Source organism: Streptomyces sp. NPDC093260 (assembly GCF_040683715.1).
Classification (GTDB): domain Bacteria; phylum Actinomycetota; class Actinomycetes; order Streptomycetales; family Streptomycetaceae; genus Streptomyces; species Streptomyces sennicomposti.
Genome location: NZ_JBFBEK010000011.1, coordinates 169035 through 186503 on the forward strand (window position 1 = coordinate 169035; position 17469 = coordinate 186503).

The window sequence follows — 17469 nt, forward strand, 5'->3', positions numbered from 1 at the left end:
CCGGGGCGCCCGCGGGGCGTCCGGCGCGCGGCGGCGTCGGCGCAGGAGTCCTTGACGGCAGTTGGTCGGCCGGGCCGGAAACCGGCTGAACGCTCCTGGTGGGACGGGCGGTCGCGGCCCGCGACCCGTCTGCCGCCCGACGGATCCCATGCCGGAAGTGACGGGCCGTCCGGAGACGTGTTGAAGCGCTTCGACAGAATCGACATGTGCGGCCCTTGCTGTCGCGCAGTCCGGTCACATGTCCCGGACGGGTTTGTTTGATGGGATGACTAATACGCCAAGAGACCGCCCGCGCGCTAGCCCCGTACGGCCGCGTCTTGCTTCGCGGTTCGAGATGCAGCAAGGTGTCGCCTGCACAATCAAGCTTGTCCAGGGCCATTTACGCCTCGCCCGGGCACGTGCGCGGATGCGTTGTGCGCACCGTCCGACGCGTGGTGACGATGCCTGTGTCCCAGCTGGACAGCCTCCGCTACTCCCGAGGGAGATCATGAAGTTCACCAACGGCTTCTGGCGTGTTCGCGATGGCGTACAGATCGCCTACGCCATGGACGTGCGTGACGTCCGCGTCGAATCGAAGCGCATCACCGCCCATGCCGCAGTGCAACGCGTGACGCGCAGGGGCGACACGCTCAACGCGCCGCTCGTCTCCGTCGAGTGCTTCTCGCCCGTCGAGGGCGTCATCGGCATCCGCCTCACCCACCACTCCGGCAAGCGCCGCACCGGCCCGGAGTTCGCCGTCCGCGGCGACGAGGGAGGCGTGGGCGAGGTGCGCGCCGGAGGCGGCGTCACCGAGCTGACCAGCGGCCCCCTCAGCGTGCGCCTGGACCGGTCTGCCCCCTTCGCGTTGAGCTTCCGCGACGCCGACGGCCGCGAGCTGACCCGCGCGGGCGCCAAGGGCGCGGCCTTCGCCACCACCGACCAGGGCGAGCACCACATGGTGGGCAAGCTCGCGCTCGGCGTGGGCGAGCAGATCTACGGCCTCGGTGAGCGCTTCACCCCCTTCGTCAAGAACGGACAGGTCGTCGACATATGGCAGGCCGACGGCGGAACGAGCAGTGAACAGGCGTACAAGAACATCCCGTTCTACCTCTCCTCGCGCGGCTACGGCGTCTTCGTCAACCACCCCGGCAAGGTCTCCTTCGAGGTCGGCTCGGAGTCCGTCGGCCAGGTCCAGTTCAGCGTCGAGGACCAGGTCCTGGAGTACTACGTCGTCGCCGGCCCCACCCCGAAGGACGTCCTCACCCGCTACACGGGTCTCACCGGGCGCCCGGCCCTGCCGCCGCCCTGGTCCTTCGGCCTGTGGCTGAGCACCTCCTTCACCACCCCCTACGACGAGGCGACGGTGATGTCGTTCGTCGACGGCATGGCCGAACGCGGCATCCCCCTGTCCGTGTTCCACTTCGACTGCTTCTGGATGCGCGAGTACCAGTGGTGCGACTTCCAGTGGGACCCCGACGTCTTCCCCGATCCCGAGGGCATGCTGACCCGGCTGAAGGCCAAGGGCCTGAGGATCAGCGTCTGGATCAACCCGTACATCGCCCAGAAGTCCCCCCTGTTCGACGAAGCCGCCGCACTGGGCCACCTGGTGCGCCGAGCCGACGGCGACGTGTGGCAGTGGGACCTGTGGCAGGCCGGCATGGGGCTGGTGGACTTCACCAGCCCCGACGCCTGCGCCTGGTTCCAGTCGAAACTCAAGCCGCTGCTGGACCAGGGTGTCGACTGCTTCAAGACCGACTTCGGCGAGCGCATCCCCACCGACGTCGTCTGGCACGACGGCTCGGACCCCGAACGGATGCACAACTACTACACCGAGTTGTACAACAAGACCGTCTTCGAGCTCCTGGAGAAGGAACGCGGACAGGGCGAGGCCGTGTTGTTCGCCCGCTCCGCGACCGCGGGCGGCCAGCAGTACCCCGTCCACTGGGGCGGTGACTGCTGGTCCTCATTCGAGGCCATGGCCGAGTCACTGCGCGGCGGGCTGTCGCTGTCGCTGAGCGGGTTCGGCTTCTGGAGCCACGACATCGGAGGCTTCGAGGGCACCCCCGACGCGGCGGTGTTCAAGCGGTGGCTGGCCTTCGGCCTGCTCTCCTCGCACAGCCGCCTGCACGGCTCCTCCTCCTACCGCGTGCCGTGGGAGTTCGGCGACGAGGCCGTCGACGTCGCCCGCCGCTTCACCCTGCTCAAGCACCGTCTGATGCCGTACCTGTACGGTGCCGGCGTCGAGGCCCACCGTACCGGTGTGCCGACGATGCGGCCGATGCTCCTGGAGTTCCCCGACGACCCGGCCTGCCGGACGCTGGACCGTCAGTACATGCTCGGCGTCGACCTGCTGGTCGCCCCGGTCTTCGCCGAGGACGGCGAGGTCGAGGTCTACCTGCCCGAGGGCACGTGGACGCACTTGCTCACCGGCGAGACGGCCACCGGCCCGGCCTGGCGCACCGAGTGCCACGGCTACGACAGCCTTCCGCTGTACGTCCGTGAGGGCGCCGTCCTGCCGCTGGCCGCCGACGGCTCGAGCCCCGACGGCGACTGGCTGGAGGGCATCACCCTGCTGGTCCACCCGACCGCCGAGGGCGGCTACGAGCGGACCGCGACCGTCCCGGACCGGGAGGGTGCCATCGGCGCCACCTTCCGCGTACGGCGTGAGGGCGACACGCTGCGTGTCACCGCGCAGGGGTCTGACAGGCCGTTCACCGTGCGGGTCGCGGGCGGCGCGAGCTGTACGGGGACCGGCCAGGTGACGGTGCCGCTGGCCTGAGCGGTCGTCGCGTCCCGCACGCCGTTCCGGGCGGGAAGGATGCCGGACCGCCGCAGAAACCGGCGGCGAGTGGGCGCCCGTCGGCCGGGGGCTGCGGGCCGCGGCCGTCCGGTCCGGCGGCCGAAAGGCGGGCGGATGCGTTTCCGAGCTCCCGTCCGGGGAGCGACGGACACACCGAGTCGCTAGGTGAAGCGCTTCGACAAACGTGGACACCTGACGCCTTGATCGGTAAGGTGACTCTCCTGTCACTGCAAGTCGTCGGTTCAGTGCGCCTTGTCGAAGCGCTTCGCAAGCTTGGAGAGCCGGATGGTCACCCTGGCCGAGGTCGCCCAGCACGCCGGAGTCTCGTCGAGCACGGTGAGCTACGTCCTGAGCGGCAAACGGTCCATCTCGGCCGGGACCCGGCAGCGGGTCGAGCGAAGCATCCGGGCGCTGGGCTACCACCCGAACGCGGGCGCCCGCGCACTGGCCAGCAGCCGGTCGAACATCATCGCCCTGATCGTCCCGCTGCGCACGGACATGTACGTCCCGGTGATGATGGAGATCGCCATCGCCGTGGCGACCGCGGCCCGCGCCCATGGCTACGACATCCTCCTGCTCACCGGCGAGGAGGGCCCCGAGGCGGTGCGCCGGGTCACCGGCAGCGGACTCGCCGACGCGATGATCCTCATGGACGTCGAGCTCGAGGACGAGCGCCTGCCCTTGCTCCGGGCGACCGAGCAGCCCTCCGTGTTGATCGGTCTGCCCGCCGACACCTCGGGTGTGACCTGCGTCGATCTCGACTGGAGCGCGACAGGCGCGCTCTGTGCGGAGCATCTGGCGGAGCTCGGACACCGGCACGTCGCCCTCATCGGTGAGGCGCCCGCCGTCTACGAGCGGCACACCGGCTTCGCCGAACGCACTCTGGAGGGCCTGCGCTCACGTGCGGGCGAACTCGGCCTCGGAGTGCTGCACCGCCCCTGGCAGGGCGGCTACGACGCCATGGCGACGACCCTGTTCCGGATCTTCGACGAGCGTCCGCGCACCACCGGCTTCGTCGTGCAGAACGAGTCCGCGGTGGAACCCCTGCTCGCCGTGCTGCGGCAGACGGGCCGGGCCGTGCCCGAGGACGTGTCGGTGGTCGCGGTCTGCCCCGAGCAGGTGGCCGTCCAGGCCTCGGTACGGCTCACCTCGGTCGCCGTCCCCGCCCAGGAGATGGGTCGGCACGCGGTCGAGCTCCTGGTGGAGAGGCTCGAGGGACGGGACACGGACGACGTGGTGCTCATCGCACCCGAGCTGACCGTCCGGGCCAGCTCGGCACCGGTGCCGCGCGCGCGCTGACCCCGCGGGACGGCGCATCAGCAGGTGCGCCCGTACAGCCTCACGCCGGACGAGGAAGGGCCGGGACCAGTGGGGTCTGCTCAGGACTCCGATCGCGAGCCACGCGTACGGCTGCCGCCTGGCCACCTCTTACTCCCACTGGTTCGGCCCCCGGGCCTCGGGTGCCCCGGCGACACCTGTTGAAGCGGCCGGGCAAGCATGTCACGTCCTGGTCAACCACCCCGGAAGCACGGTCGGTTGTAACGCACGGTTCACTGTCCACGGAACCCGTGCCGGAACCCGTTCTCGCGCCCAGCCACGTAGTCGGCAGGCCGGGACGGGGACGGTCGCCTTGACGTGGTGGCGGCGCACATCGCACGTCCGTCGTCCTCCCCGTGCCCGCGGGGCTTTGGGCGGCGAACTGTCCGACCAGGAGAGAGGCGGCCGCACCGAGGCTGAGTGTCCGCTTCCTGACAACCGCCACGGTTCTGTTCCCCCAGTCCAGGGCGGGGGAGGTTCCGTGCTGGCAGCTTGCTGTCCGGGGGCGTCCGGGGCAGTGGCGGCGTGGCCAGACTGATCCGGTAAGTACAGGACAGGATCGTAGTGAGGAGTCGTTCATGCGCATGTCCATCGCCAAGGGCGGGGCCATCGCCGCCGCGACGTGTGCCGCGCTCGCGCTCGGTGCCGCTCCGTCGGGTGCCGCGACGGGTCCGCTGCAGCGGGCCGCCTGCGAGGCCGACGGCACGCAGTTCTACTTCGTCGCACCGTTCAGCGGCTCCACCTGCTTCAAGGGCCACGGTGACCTCGACGCTCCGATGACACTGCCCATGTGGAAGCCGGGCCCCTGGGGCGCCGGGCAGAACACCGGCTGGTTCAGCTACAACGACGCCGACGGCGCGGAGCAGCGGGTGTACTTCACCAAGGGGCAGACGGGCACCGCTCCGTACGTGTACATCAAGCACCTGCACATCGACTGACAGGCCGGCTCGACACGGCGAACCTGGACGGCGATGGCCTCGGCGCCGTCGTCGTCAGGGGCGGGCCGGACCGCGTCCAGCAGTTGGCGGTGCGAGGTGCGGCCGGTCTCCAGACCGCAGCGAACGCGTACGGCCGGCCGGGAAGGAACCGGTCGCTGGGGCGTCCCTTCCGGCCGGAAGTGCGACAGAACAGCCGCTGGAGACTGCACGCGGGGCGTCCGACTGCAGCCAGTTGGTCACGTCGACCGCCGGGACGAGCCGGTTGTCCGCCGTCTTGGGTCGCGGCAGCATCGCCAGAGCGTGCCGCAGCCCGACAGGACTGCTGGTGTCCGGCTCGTCGGAAGGCCGGTTCCGGCGTCACGTCCACCTCATGTCCGGCCCGGAACGACGGTCCGGCCGTGAGCCGCGCGGCCCGCCGGTCGAGCCGGGGTGACAGCGCTGCCCCTTGCGGTGTCGCCACGGACCTCCTCAGGCACGCTTTAGAGGCGGCAGTCGAACCGTCAGCCCCCGCGGATGAGGAGACCGTCCGGACGGTCGCCGCCCAGGTGCTCGCTGTGCCGACCGCTGCCCGGCGTACGCTCACCTTTGCTCCTCGGCGAGGCGGGTCGGGCCGCGCCGGCGTGCGAGTGGCTCCTTGGAGTGATGAAGAGCCGCACGCGAGGTCGTAGTGTCGGGCGGATGAGAGTGATGGACGGCAGGTGGCCCGGGTGGGGCGCCGACGCCGGGCTGGTCGTACTGACGTTTCTGCCGACGCTGCTGTCGCAGCCGTACGTGGACACCTCCGGGCCGGCCTGGGTGTCGCTCACGGTGTACGAGGCGGTGGGCGTGGTGGTTCTGCTGTTGAGGCGGCGGCTGCCGGCCACCGCTTTCCTCGTGGGCTTCGGGTGCCTTCTGGCGTCGCTGGTGGGGAGTGCGGGCGCGGGGGCCAAGCTGTCGCCGCTGGTCTTCCTGCCGCTGGCGGTGTTGTTCTACGCCATGGGCAGTCACTGCGCGAGCTGGAGGCGGACCGTGTCGGCGGTCCTCGGCGTCCTCGTGCTGAGCGTGGCCGGTCTGTGGCTGAACCGGATGACGACCGACTCCGGTGACTTCCGGGGCGGTCTGGACGTCCTTGCGGCGCTGGCCCCGATGCCGTTGGCGTGGGCGATGGGGTTCGCCGCGCGGACCCGGCAGGAACTGCTGGCCGCGGCCGAGCGGCGGGCGGCGGACGCGCGGCGGGCACAGGCCCTGGAGGCGGCGCAGGCCACGCAACGCGAGCGGACACGGATCGCCGGTGAGATGCACGACGTGGTCGCGCACTCGCTGACCCTGCTCGTCGTACACGCGGAGACCCTGCGGGCCCGTGGCGGCGAGCTGCCCGACTGGGCCCGTGCCCAGGTGGACGGGCTGGCGGCGGCGGGCCGGCAGAGCAGCGGCGAGCTGCGTGACCTGCTGCGGATGCTGCGCGACCCCACGGACGCCGTCCCGCTCCAGCCCGTGCCGAGCCTCGGTGAGCTGGGTGCGTTGCTGGACAGTCACCGTGCCGCGGGAGGGACGGTCGGGCTGACGATGGGCATCGCGCTGGGGTCCGTGCCGGGGCCGGTGCAGCTGGCGACGTATCGCGTCGTGCAGGAGGCACTGGTCAACGCGCGTCGGCACGCCCCCGGGGCGCCGGTCCGGGTGAGTGTCGACGGCGTCGCGGGAGAGCTGCGGTGCGAGATCGTGAACGGCCGAGGCGTGCGACCGCCCGCGGCCGGCGCGGGCGTCGGGCTCGGCCTGGTCAGCATGGAGGAACGGGTAGGGGCACTGGACGGCGACCTCACCGCGGGCCCGACCGGTGACGGCGGCTTCCGCGTCGTGGCCACGATGCCGTTGGAGCGTGCGGATGTCTGAGCAGATCAGCGTGCTCGTCGTGGACGACGAGCCGGTCATCCGCGCCGGACTGAGCGCGATCCTGGACAGCCAGGCGGACATCACCGTGGCGGGCACCGCGGACGACGGTGAGGAAGCCGTCGCAGCGTGCACGCGGCTGCGGCCGGACGTACTGCTGATGGACATCCGGATGCCGCGCCGCGACGGCCTGTGGGCGCTGGCCGAGCTGGGCCGCCGCGGACTGCTCGGGCCGGGGCGCAGCCGGGTGCTCATGCTGACGACGTTCGACCTGGACGCCTACGTCGACGACGCGCTGGCGGCCGGGGCGTCCGGCTTCCTGCTGAAAAACAGTTCGTACGAGGAGCTGACCGGGGCCGTCCGTGCCGCGGCGGCCGGGCACAGCGCGCTGAGCCCCGCGGTGACCCAGCGGATCATCGAGGGCCATCTCCACGGCCGACGCCGTCCCGACGACCAGGAGCTGGCCCGGCTGAGGGACCTCACCGAGCGGGAGGTCGACGTACTGCGCCTGATCCGGGACGGCCTGAGCAACGCCGAGATCGCCGACCGGCTCGTGGTGAGCCTGCACACGGTCAAGACGCACGTCAGCCGCGTCCTCACGAAGACCGGCTGCCAGAGCAGGGCGCAGGCGGCGGTGCTGGCCAGGGACACCCTGCCCTGACCCGCCCGGCGGGCGGGCGGGACGCCAGGTGCCTCGGGGTCGTTCCTTGGAGTGACCCCGCGTCGTCGGGAAGCCCGCCGTCGAGCGATGTACCGGGTGCGCGCCGCTGACTGAATGGTCGGTGTGCGCGGGACCCGCCGAACGGCCGCTCGACGGGTGAATGCCAGGTCCCTCGACGCACACGGCAACTGCCGTGCGCCGAAGGGAACTCGCCATGTCCGCGTACATGCCGTCCCGCCGTCACCGGATCCGTCGGGGGGTGCTGACCGTGGCGTTGGCGACGTGCATGGGCGCCGCGCTTGTGAGCTGCTCGGATGCTGGGTCGGGCGGGGCCGGGCCGGCGGCCGGGCGGAGCGCCCCTCAGCTTCCGCAGGACGGGCCATCCTCGCGCGCCTCGGTGATGCAGTCGTGCAGCCGGTCCCGTACGTCCCGCAGGTCCGCCATCTGCCGGTCGAGGCGGTCGAGTGCGGCCTCCAGCAGCTCCAGCAGTTCCGGTGGGGCCTTGTCGGAGTCGACGAAGGGAAGTATCTCGCGGACGGCTCTGCTGGGCAGGCCGACGGAGTACAACTGCTGGATCAACCTGACCCGTTCGACGGCACCGGCCGAGTACCGGCGCTGGCCACCCGGATTCCGGGTGGAGTGCAGCAGGTCCTGCTGCTCGTAGTAGCGCAGCGCCCTCACGCTGACTCCCGCCTTCGCGGCGACCTCTCCGATCCGCATCCCGGCCTCCCGCTCCCCGTCTCGCCCGGGCTTGCACCTGACGTCGACGTCAGGTTTTAGCGTAACGAACGACGGACCCGGGCCGACGATCCCGTTCGCAGGAGAAGGAGAAATCTTCCATGGCAACACTCGGCTTCATCGGCAGCGGCAACATCGGCGCGAAGATCGCCCGGCTCGCAGTGGCAGCGGGTATCGAGGTCGTCCTGTCCAACTCACGCGGGCCCGAGAGCCTGGCCCGGACGGTCGCCGAACTCGGCGAGCGCGCCCGGGCGGCGACGCCCGCGGAGGCGGCCGAAGCGGGTGACTGGGTCGTCGTCAGCGTCCCGCTCACGGCCCTCCGGCGGCTTCCGGCCGACGCGCTGGCCGGCAGGACCGTGCTGGACACCACCAACTACTACCCGTCGTGGCGCGACGGTTACATCGAAGTCCTCGACTCGGGCGAGATCACCACGGCCGAATGGGTCCAGGAGCACCTGCCCGAGGCGAACACCGTCAAGGCGTTCGCCAACCTCAGCGACCAGCACATCCTCCCGCTGGCCCGGCCTGTGGGATCCGACGAGCGCTCCGCCTTGCCGATCGCCGGCAACAGTCTCCGGGCCAAGGCCTCCGCCGCCGGACTGGTCAGCCGGCTCGGCTACGACACGGTCGACGTCGGCCCCCTGACGGAGAGCTGGCGGTTCGAGCCGGAGACGCTCCCCTCCGCGGTCCCCTACTTCGCCGACCCCGACGCGTTCAAGTCCGGCGTGGCCAAGGTCGCCGAGGCGCTCCGGGCCGGCCGGTCCCCAATGGACGTGGACTTCGCGGACCCCGGTGCGCCGCTGCCCGCACACCGCCTCCGCACCCTGCTCGACGAGACTCCCCGCGTACTGACCGCCGACCGCGCCATGCCCTGAGGCGCCGTCCGGCTCACACGGCGGCCGCGAGGTCACACCACACGTACGTGCCGCGGCTGCCGGTCCTGGCCGGCGGTTGCCAGTCCCAGGGGAAAAGCCGCCGAGGCGGCCTGGGCCCATGAGGCTGTGAAGGGTGCCACGGGATCACCCGCGGTCGAGGAGGTTTCCTGGTCAACCGCTACAGCGGCAAGGTGCTCGATGTCAGCGGGGGCGGTACGGCCGACGGCGCCGCGCTGATCCAGTACTCCGACCGGGGCGGCACCGACCAGCGATGGACCTTCCGGCGCGTCACCGGCCAGGTGTACTGGCCCGCGTTGTTGTTCACACGGCTGATCGGTGGCCGGCCTCCGAGTGCGGTGCGGCAGCGGTGGCGGTTGTAGGTGTGCAGGAAGTCTGTCAGGGCGTCGGTGCGTTGGGTGTTGCGGGTGTAGGGCCGCAGGTACGCCCGTTCGTCGAGCAGGGTGCGGTGGAAGTGTTTGAGGCCACGGCGCCGCCGGGGCCGCCGTCCCGGTCCGCGGGCGGCGCCGGGTGATCGAGCAGCCATACGCCCACAGCGGTCTCCAGACCCTCGACACCGTGGTCCGCCAGGCCCTCCGCGACGTCGCCTACGGGACCCTGACCCAGGTGCCCACGCGGCCCGGGACGCTGCGGCCTGCAACGGCCACGCCTGGGCGCGGGCAAGCGTCTCGGAGGTGCCGTCATCACCGTGCTGCCCTCCGAGGGCTGAGTCATTCAGTCACGCTGTCCTCGCCCTCGGTGCGGCTGCCGTTGCGCCCGGTCCGGGTCCTGGCTGGCGGCGCGGTACTCGCTGGGAGTCATGCCGAGGGCGGCGCGGAAGGCGCGGGTGAAGTCTGATGGCCTGGGGTAGCCCCAGCGCATCGCGATGACGGCGATGGGGACGGTGCGCTGGGAGGGGTCGGCCAGGTCCCGTCGGCAGCGGGCGAGGCGCTGTTGCCTGACGGCGTCGCTGACCGTGGTGCCGTGCTGCTGGAAGATGCGGTGCAGATAGCGCGTGGAGATGAAGTGCGCCGCGGCCACGGCGCCCGGTGTGAGGTCGGGCTCGTGCAGGTGGGTGGTGATGTAGGCGCTGATCTGCTCGAACATTGCGCGCTGCCGTGACCCAGCCGGTAACAGGCTCTGCCGGTCGGTGTGGTGGGCGATCAGGGCTGCCGTGAGATCGAGTGCGGTGGTGCCCAGTCGGGTGCTGTCGGCGGAGGTGAGGTCGGCGTGGGTGTCGGCCAGCCCGGTCAGCAACTGGTGCAGGAGCCGCCCGATCCCCGCTCGTCCGTCAAGCGCCGTTCCGCACAGCGGCGCGACGGCGTTCTCCGGCAGCGGCAGCAGGTGCCGGGGGAACTGCAGCAGCATCGCCCGGGCTCCTGGGGGCTTCGGGCCTGCGGTGGCGGTGAACGACCGAGAGCTGTCGTACAGGAGCAGGTCGCCCGGATTGAGCGAGGCGTACGCCCGGGCCTGTTCGATGCTTTGCTGTCCTGCGAGGGTCAGGGCGAGCTGATACATCTCGGGATCGGATTGCCGGATGAGCCGGGGGGTGCGCCGGGACGACAGCGGTGTGTAGGACATCACCGACAGCTGGACCGGCCCCAGGGCCATGGTCTGGATCCGGGCTTCGACCCGGTCAGGATCAAGGAAGCGGACGCGGGTAGTCATCAGGGCCTGGCCCGTGGTCTCCCCCCAGGCTGCTGCCCGGTCTGCGGGTGGCAGGTGAGCGGTGTCCAGCACGGTGGTCAGCATGACACTCCCCGAGTGACGGCGCGGTGCGGCGAAGACTGTCCGGCCGCTCGCCGCGCGCACGATCATCGCAGACAGGCAGTGATCCCGAGAAGTGCGTTGCGCGTCAAGTCGAGTGCGCTGCTTGCGCATGACGCCACTGGCGCCACGACGGAATACTGTGTTCGGCCTTCGTCGAGAGCCGGTCCACCGGTACCAGCGACGCGGGCCTCCGGGGCCGGGTCGATCCCTTCTCGTCCGGGAGTGCCGCCGGCACTCGTTCGACAGGGGGTGCCGGAGCAGCCAGCGCCCTCGAAGTACGGCCCACAACGAACGACACCGACTCGGCGGGCTCAGCGATGTCATCCGGGCGGTCCGCACCACAACGCCGCGACGTCAACGGGAGGAAGCACCATGCGGATCAAGAGCAAGGAGGCGGACGTGTACCCCGTTCGCTTAGCTGTGGTGGGCGCCATCACCGCAGCACTGGTCGCCGGGAGCGGGGCGATCACGACCACATCCGCCGCCCCGGAGACGCCAGTTACTGCAGCCGCAATCAGCGGTAAGTGGATCTACACGTACAAGAGCCCGTCCGCCACCGAGCGCGTACAGTCCTACGGCAAAGTGCAGCTGTGCTTCAACGTCAAGGGAGATCACCTCTACCAGGGATACAAACTCTCTCTCTGGCAGCGCATCGGCGGCGTAGGTGCGCGGAACAAGCAGCTATGGCACAAGAACTACTGGGGCCCCAAACACAGAACATGCACCCCGTGGAAGTCAGCGGGTTACGACATGGTGTGGGCCGAGATCGTACCGGTCAAGTACCCGAGGGCCAACGCCGCAGCGCAAGTCTGGCTCTACAACCCCTGACCGGCAGGTGTGCGGGGTGGGCGGCCGTGCGTTCGGCCGTGGACGGCCGCCCACCGTGTCAGACGCCGATGTGACGGCGGCCGGACTCGTACCTGCGCCGCACGCGGCGCGCCGGCCGTCGCGACGCGCCGTCGGGCCGCGCCGACCTGCTGTGATGTCCCCCACCCGCCCTTGTCGTGGTGGAGAAGAGCTACCTAGGTTCGTAGGTATGTCTGTCCGCTTGTGACCCTGCCCCGTCCGCCCAGCCGGTCGAGTTCTCCGTCGACCTCACCGCCCACGAGATGCTCCGGCGCGCCCATGTCATGGACGCGGTCGGCCCCACGTGGGACCCCGTCACGGCGCTGCGGGACGAGGACGCGGCGCGGGATTTGCTCTACTCGGACCTCGACGAGGAGCAGCAGCGCATCTACGACGAGCTGGTGGCCGCAGGCGTCCTGCCCGAGCGCGGAGACGGCCGTGCTACCGCTTGATCCGCAGGCGGACATCGGCCGGCGCGCCTGGGTGACGTGTCCCAACTGCTCGGACCACCAGGGCTGCGGCACCTGCGGGGAACGCCGCAGGTGCACGCGGCACTGGCGCTACCTGCTGTCGAACACCGGCAGCACGCTCCACCTCCAGTGTCCGACCTGCACCCACGTCTGGGATCACGAGACGGGCTTCGGCGCGAGCCGGGGTCGCCCGAACCGGGCGGCACAGGACCGCTGACATCTGTGCCGGGGGCGGCCGGGATCAGGCCGCGCGGCTGAAGAGGGGCAGGTAGCCGAGGGACTGTCCGGAGGTGTTGGGGTGGTACGACTCGGTGAGGTCCAGCACCTCGATGCTGCGCAGCCACGGCCCCGCGGAACAGATCTCGTGCCCCTCGAAGGCGCTCCGGGCGTCCGCGAACGAGAATCCGTGGCCGGTGGCATGCCGGGCGATCACGCCGTCGAGGTGGTCGATGGCCGCGTTGAGCGCCGCCCGCTCCTTGTCCTCCAGCCCCCGCGCGCAGGCGCCGTGCAGCCGGTAGAAGTGCGGGTAGCCGAGCACCACGACACGGGCGGACGGCGCCTTGGCCCTGATCGCCGAGTAGAGCCGGTCCAGGTTCCCGGACAGCGTCTTGTCGACGTAGGCGCGTGCGGTGTCGATGGCGTTGAGGCACGCGGTGGTGCCGGGCAGCGCGCAGATCCCCATCACCTTGGCCCAGCTCGCGTCACTGCCGCCGACGGTGACGCTGACCAGATCGGTACGGCCGCTCAGCGCCCCGAGCTGCTTCGTCAGCACATCCCCGGTCCTGGCGCCGTTGCAGGCGGCGAAGGCGAAGGACGAGGCGTGCGCCGCGGCCCACAGGGCGGGGTAGGCCCGGCTGCTGCGCAGACAGCTCGCGCCCTCGGGCAGGTAGTTCCCGGCGCCGACACCGGCCGAGTAGGAGTCCCCGAGTGCCACGTAGTCCAGGGCCGCCCGGTTCGGTGCCGCGGGGGCGGCCGGACCGGCCAGGGTGCAGGCGCCCGCGAGGAGCACGGCGGCGGCCCAGGACTGGATGCGAAACGGTCTCATGACCACGTTTATCGCGCACCCGTCGCACCCCCGCCTCATCACGGTCCGCGACCTTGACATTCCAATCCGTCGATGCCACCGAGGCCGGAGCTCGGCAGGGAAGCGCATCGGGCGTGGTGCCGTCGGCCCGCCGACCGCCCGGAATTCACTCGAAGGGACGGTCACCCGTACGGCGGAGCGAAACGGAAGAGGCAAGGAGTCGTACTCCTTGCCACTCTCAACTTATAGCCGGTGGGGGGCCTTGCGGCAAGGCCCCTCCCATGCCGCACAATCTCCGCTCCGGACAGCGAATGGCAGGCGGGACGCCTGCCGTGGGCGAGGGAATGTCATGATCGACGTGATCATCGCGGGCGGCGGACCGACCGGTCTGATGCTGGCCGCCGAGCTGCGGCTGCACGGCATCCGCACCGTCGTGCTGGAGAAGGAGGTGGAACCCACCCGGATCGTCCGGGCGCTCGGGCTGCACGCGCGGAGCATCGAGGTGATGGACCAGCGCGGTCTGCTGGAACGCTTCCTCGCCCAGGGCAAGCAGTATCCGCTCGGCGGCTTCTTCGCGGGCATCCGCAAGCCGGCGCCGACGGGACTGGACACCGCGCACCCGTACGTCCTCGGCATCCCGCAGCCCCTCACCGAGCGCCTGCTGGCCGAGCGCGCCACGGAACTGGGCGTCGAGTTCCGCCGGGGCTGCGAACTGGTCGCCCTGAGCCAGGACGAGGACGCGGTGAGCGCCGAACTGGCGGACGGCACCCTGCTGCGCTCGCGCTACCTCGTCGGCTGCGACGGCGGTCGCAGTACGGTGCGCAAGCTCCTCGGCATCGCCTTCCCCGGCGAGCCCTCCCGCGTCGACACGCTGCTCGGCGAGGCACGGGTGACCGCCTCGCCGCAGGAGGTGGAGGCCGTGGTGACCGAGATCCGCAAGACCCAGCTGCGGTTCGGCCTCGGACCGCTCGCGGACGGTGCGTACCGCTTCGTCGTACCGGCCGACGGCGTGGCCGAGGACCGCACGGCCCCGCCGACCCTGGACGAGGTGCGACAGCGGCTGTGGGTCGTCGCCGGCACCGACTTCGGCATCCACGCGCCGCGCTGGCTCTCCCGCTTCGGCGACGGCACCCGGCAGGCCGAGCGCTACCGGGCCGGCCGCGTCCTGCTGGCCGGCGACGCCGCCCACGTCCACCCGCCGATGGGCGGACAGGGACTCAACCTCGGCATCCAGGACGCCTTCAACCTCGGCTGGAAACTGGCCGCCGAGCTCGCCGGCTGGGCGCCCGAGGGGCTGCTCGACACCTACGAACGCGAGCGCCACCCCGTCGCCGCCGACGTGCTCGACAACACCCGTGCCCAGATGGAACTGATCTCCCTCGAACCCGGAGCCCAAGCGGTGCGCCGGCTGCTGACGGAACTGATGGACATCGAGGAGGTGAACCGTCGCCTGACCGAGAAGATCATCGCGATCGGCATCCGCTACGACTTCGGCGACGGCCACGAACTCCTCGGGCGCCGCCTCCGGGACCTGCCCCTGAAGCAGGGGCGCCTGTACGAGCTGCTGCACCAGGGCCGCGGCCTGCTGCTCGACCGGACCGGTCGGCTGTCGGTGGCCGGCTGGGCGGACCGGATCGACCACGTCGTGGACGGCAGCGACGAACTGGACGTCCCCGCCGTGCTCCTGCGGCCCGACGGCCATGTGGCCTGGGTGGGCGAGGACCCGTCCGACCTCGCCGAACGACTGCCGGCGTGGTTCGGCGCCCCCGCCTCAGCCGGCTACAGGGGGTAGCAAGTGCGGGGCGCGGTTGCCGAGGATGCCGAAGACCAGCTCCTTCGCCAGGCCGCGCAGTTCCGCCAGGAAGGCGGCATCGACTCGGCTCTCCCCGGCCCAGATGCCGGCGAGGGACTCGGCGCAGGCCTGGGCCAGGTCGCTGTTGAAGTCGCCGTCCCGGATGGCCCGGATCAAGGCCGCCTCGACGAACGGACCGGGGAGCAACTCCAGACTCCACGCCGCCTCCTCCCGCTCGTCCTCGCGCGCCGTGGGGTCTTCGAGGAGGCGTACGAGCAGAACCGCGCGCTCCTCGTCCGGGATCTCGGGATCACTCCACACCGGGCCAGGCGACGAGACCTCTTCCGCACTGCGGTGCCGCTCCTTCCTGAGCAGCCTTGCCAGCCAGTTCCTCATCTGGAACAGATCCTCGATTCGTCCACACATCGCCCTCGGTGATCCCGTTGCCGACCACAGCCCGACCTGTCCGCCGAAAGAGCTGGCCCTGGCGCCGTAGCGCGCTCGCAAGCCGGCCCGCCGGGCCCCCGTCGTGCGCGGCCGGCTGCGAGCGCTGGGCGGGCGTCGCCACATCGTAGATGCCGTACGCGACAGCTGTGGCGAGCAGCAGCCTGCCACCGATGACGTCGGCCTTGCCACACCGACCCCGGGGTTGAGGCGACTGTTGTGGCTGTGATGACCAGGGCGTCGGCGGGAAGAAGGGTCCGTAACCGAGGGAGGCTGCAGTGGAGCGTGATCGGGTCGGGCTGGCCGAGGTACTGGCAGCAGCAGAGGAGGCCGCGCCGGTGCGCTCCCTCGATGTCGTCGCGCGCAACCTGCGCGAGCGGTTCGGCGCGCGTTACGTGTCGTTCCTGTTCGTCGACGTCGTCGGCCGGCGCCTGCTCCGGGTCAATGACGAGGCGGCGGGACCGCCACCGGAGCACGGCGCCGATCAGGTTCCCCTGGTCGGCAGTGTCTACGACGATGTCCTGCGCACGCAGAAAGTGGTGCGGGTGACGGAGGGGGCGCAGGGGCAGCGCGTCCTCGCCCCGGTGACCAACCGCGGCGACACCATCGGGGTCCTGGAGCTGCATCTCACCCACGTCACACAGGACGTCCTGGAGCAGATCGAGGAAGCCGCGCACGCGCTGGCGTACATCATCGTCACCGACCGGCGCTTCACCGACCTCTACCACTGGGGCAACCGCACCGCCACGGTCACCCTCGCCGCGGAGATCCAGCGCCAGCTACTGCCGTCGGCCCCCTCGTGCGAGGCTCCCGAGTTCACCCTCGCCGGCGCCCTCGTCCCGGCCTCCGACATCGCCGGCGACACCTACGACTACAGCCTCGACCACGACACCCTGCACCTGTCCATCACCGACGCCATGGGCCACAACGTCGACGCCTCCCTCATGGCCACTCTCCTGGTCAACGCCTCCCGCGGCGCCCGCCGCGCCGGCACCGGCCTTGCCGAACAGGCCCGCCAGACCCACCAGGCCCTCATCGACCACGGCGGACGGACCTTCGCCACCGGACAACTGATGCGCATCGCTCTGGACGGGAGCAGCGCCCAGCTCGTCAACGCGGGCCACCCGTGGCCCCTACGACTGCGCGACGGCAATGTCGAGGAGATCAGGCTGCACATCAACCTCCCCTTCGGCGTCGCCGTACAGGGCGCCTACCAGGTACAGGACATCGACCTGCGCCCTGGTGACCGCCTCGTCTTCTACACCGACGGCATGCAGGAGCGCTAGGCAGAAGCCGTCGACCTACCGCGCCTTGTCCGCGACACCGCAACCGAGCATCCCCGCGAGGCCGTACGCGCCATGGTCACCGCCGTCACCGACGCCTGCCACGGTCAGGTGAGAGACGACGCCACCGTCCTGTGCCTGGACTGGCACGGCCCTGCCCCCGTAGACCGAGACACGGAGCACTGACGCTTGACCCAGGGTCCCTCGTCCGGATCTTGCCGGGCTGGGCGGACTCCTGCCGTGACTGCGTGATCGCCGCACGGACGCAGTAACCGCACCACCATGCATGGTGATCGGGCCGGAGGCGAGCGGCTGCTGTGGTGCCGAGCGCTCGACGACGAACCGGCGCTGCTCGAACTGATCCGGGACGTGCCGGCACTGTCCCAAGACGCGCAGTGGGCGGTGGACATCAACCACGGCGGGGCCGCCCTGCTGATCGGCCTTCTGATCAGCCACGGTCAGCCGATGGTCTGTCCCACTGGCCTCGCGTGCACAGGGCCTCGGCGGCCTACCGCGGGGACCGTGGCCGCCGGGCCTTCACCGGCACCCAGCCGGGACGGACGCCGCGTCCCCAGCGCCTCCTGGACGGGCGATGGCGCCTTCAGCCACTCGGGTGGCACGGCGTCGTCCGAGACGCCGTCCACGGGTCGTACGTGTTCGGGAGCACGC

General features: G+C 71.0%; 14 protein-coding genes and 4 pseudogenes. 12 read left to right on the plus strand and 6 right to left on the minus strand.

Features of this window, described 5'->3' with window-relative positions:
* The first annotated feature begins 487 nt into the window (after positions 1–487).
* The 3 genes from yicI (at position 488) to AB0N63_RS16620 (ending at position 5034) form a co-directional block, all read left to right on the plus strand.
* Positions 488–2758, plus strand: coding sequence for an alpha-xylosidase (gene yicI / locus AB0N63_RS16610; RefSeq protein ID WP_365529624.1), 2271 nt, complete (start codon positions 488–490; stop codon positions 2756–2758).
* A 306-nt stretch (positions 2759–3064) separates the two neighbouring features.
* Positions 3065–4078, plus strand: a complete 1014-nt coding sequence (locus AB0N63_RS16615) for a LacI family DNA-binding transcriptional regulator (RefSeq protein WP_365529626.1) — start codon at positions 3065–3067, stop codon at positions 4076–4078.
* A gap of 596 nt (positions 4079–4674) precedes the next feature.
* Complete coding sequence (locus AB0N63_RS16620) at positions 4675–5034, plus strand: hypothetical protein (RefSeq protein ID WP_365529628.1); 360 nt, start codon at positions 4675–4677, stop codon at positions 5032–5034.
* Positions 5035–5045: 11 nt separating this feature from the next.
* Here AB0N63_RS16620 and AB0N63_RS16625 read toward each other — a convergent pair.
* Positions 5046–5343: pseudogene (locus AB0N63_RS16625) on the minus strand (transposase); the annotation flags it as partial.
* A 378-nt stretch (positions 5344–5721) separates the two neighbouring features.
* Here AB0N63_RS16625 and AB0N63_RS16630 point away from each other — a divergent pair.
* Both AB0N63_RS16630 and AB0N63_RS16635 read left to right on the plus strand, forming a co-directional pair.
* Entirely contained in the window at positions 5722–6903 is a 1182-nt protein-coding gene (locus tag AB0N63_RS16630; RefSeq protein WP_365529776.1) for a histidine kinase, read from the plus strand.
* Positions 6896–7561 (plus strand): response regulator transcription factor, encoded by a 666-nt coding sequence (locus tag AB0N63_RS16635; RefSeq protein WP_365529630.1) that lies wholly within the window; start codon positions 6896–6898, stop codon positions 7559–7561. Before AB0N63_RS16630 ends, AB0N63_RS16635 begins: the two co-directional genes overlap by 8 nt.
* A 360-nt stretch (positions 7562–7921) precedes the next feature.
* On the opposite strand, the gene AB0N63_RS16640 is transcribed toward AB0N63_RS16635, so the two are convergent.
* A complete protein-coding gene (locus AB0N63_RS16640) occupies positions 7922–8281 on the minus strand; it encodes a MerR family transcriptional regulator (RefSeq protein WP_365529632.1) in 360 nt (119 codons plus the stop codon).
* A 116-nt stretch (positions 8282–8397) separates the two neighbouring features.
* Here AB0N63_RS16640 and AB0N63_RS16645 point away from each other — a divergent pair.
* Positions 8398–9174: pseudogene (locus tag AB0N63_RS16645) on the plus strand (NAD(P)-binding domain-containing protein); the annotation flags it as partial.
* A 191-nt stretch (positions 9175–9365) separates the two neighbouring features.
* The gene (locus AB0N63_RS16650) at positions 9366–9554 is read left to right on the plus strand and encodes an RICIN domain-containing protein (RefSeq protein WP_365529778.1); all 189 of its coding nucleotides are present in this window, start codon (positions 9366–9368) and stop codon (positions 9552–9554) included.
* Here the strand turns inward: AB0N63_RS16650 and AB0N63_RS16655 are convergent.
* Positions 9476–9655 (minus strand): annotated as a pseudogene (locus AB0N63_RS16655) (IS481 family transposase); the annotation flags it as partial. The gene AB0N63_RS16650 and the pseudogene AB0N63_RS16655 sit on opposite strands and share 79 nt — an antisense overlap.
* Positions 9656–9906: 251 nt before the next feature.
* Positions 9907–10923 carry a helix-turn-helix domain-containing protein gene (locus AB0N63_RS16660; RefSeq protein ID WP_365529634.1) on the minus strand — a complete coding sequence of 339 codons (1017 nt, stop codon included), beginning with the start codon at positions 10921–10923 and terminating at the stop codon, positions 9907–9909.
* A gap of 390 nt (positions 10924–11313) precedes the next feature.
* Here AB0N63_RS16660 and AB0N63_RS16665 point away from each other — a divergent pair, with 390 nt between their 5' ends.
* The 3 genes from AB0N63_RS16665 to AB0N63_RS16675 all read left to right on the plus strand — a co-directional run bounded on the left by AB0N63_RS16665 (position 11314) and on the right by AB0N63_RS16675 (position 12474).
* Positions 11314–11769, plus strand: coding sequence for a hypothetical protein (locus AB0N63_RS16665; protein WP_365529636.1), 456 nt, complete (start codon positions 11314–11316; stop codon positions 11767–11769).
* 212 nt (positions 11770–11981) lie between these two features.
* Positions 11982–12239 (plus strand): DUF6400 family protein, encoded by a 258-nt coding sequence (locus AB0N63_RS16670; RefSeq protein ID WP_365529780.1) that lies wholly within the window; start codon positions 11982–11984, stop codon positions 12237–12239.
* Positions 12226–12474: a hypothetical protein gene (locus AB0N63_RS16675; protein WP_365529638.1), complete on the plus strand. Its 249-nt coding sequence runs from the start codon at positions 12226–12228 to the stop codon at positions 12472–12474. The genes AB0N63_RS16670 and AB0N63_RS16675 overlap by 14 nt, the downstream gene beginning before the upstream one ends.
* Before the next feature lie 24 nt (positions 12475–12498).
* Here the strand turns inward: AB0N63_RS16675 and AB0N63_RS16680 are convergent, their stop codons facing one another.
* On the minus strand, positions 12499–13302 hold the full coding sequence (locus AB0N63_RS16680; RefSeq protein WP_365529640.1) for an SGNH/GDSL hydrolase family protein: 804 nt from the start codon (positions 13300–13302) through the stop codon (positions 12499–12501).
* A 328-nt stretch (positions 13303–13630) separates the two neighbouring features.
* On the opposite strand from AB0N63_RS16680, the gene rox reads away from it, so the two are divergent.
* Positions 13631–15073, plus strand: coding sequence for a rifampin monooxygenase (rox, locus tag AB0N63_RS16685; protein WP_365529642.1), 1443 nt, complete (start codon positions 13631–13633; stop codon positions 15071–15073).
* On the opposite strand, the gene AB0N63_RS16690 is transcribed toward rox, so the two are convergent.
* Entirely contained in the window at positions 15053–15469 is a 417-nt protein-coding gene (locus AB0N63_RS16690) for a hypothetical protein (protein ID WP_365529644.1), read from the minus strand. The genes rox and AB0N63_RS16690 overlap by 21 nt on opposite strands.
* A 326-nt stretch (positions 15470–15795) precedes the next feature.
* Between AB0N63_RS16690 and AB0N63_RS16695 the strand changes: the two are divergent.
* Positions 15796–16986: pseudogene (locus AB0N63_RS16695) on the plus strand (PP2C family protein-serine/threonine phosphatase).
* Positions 16987–17469: the final 483 nt, after the last annotated feature.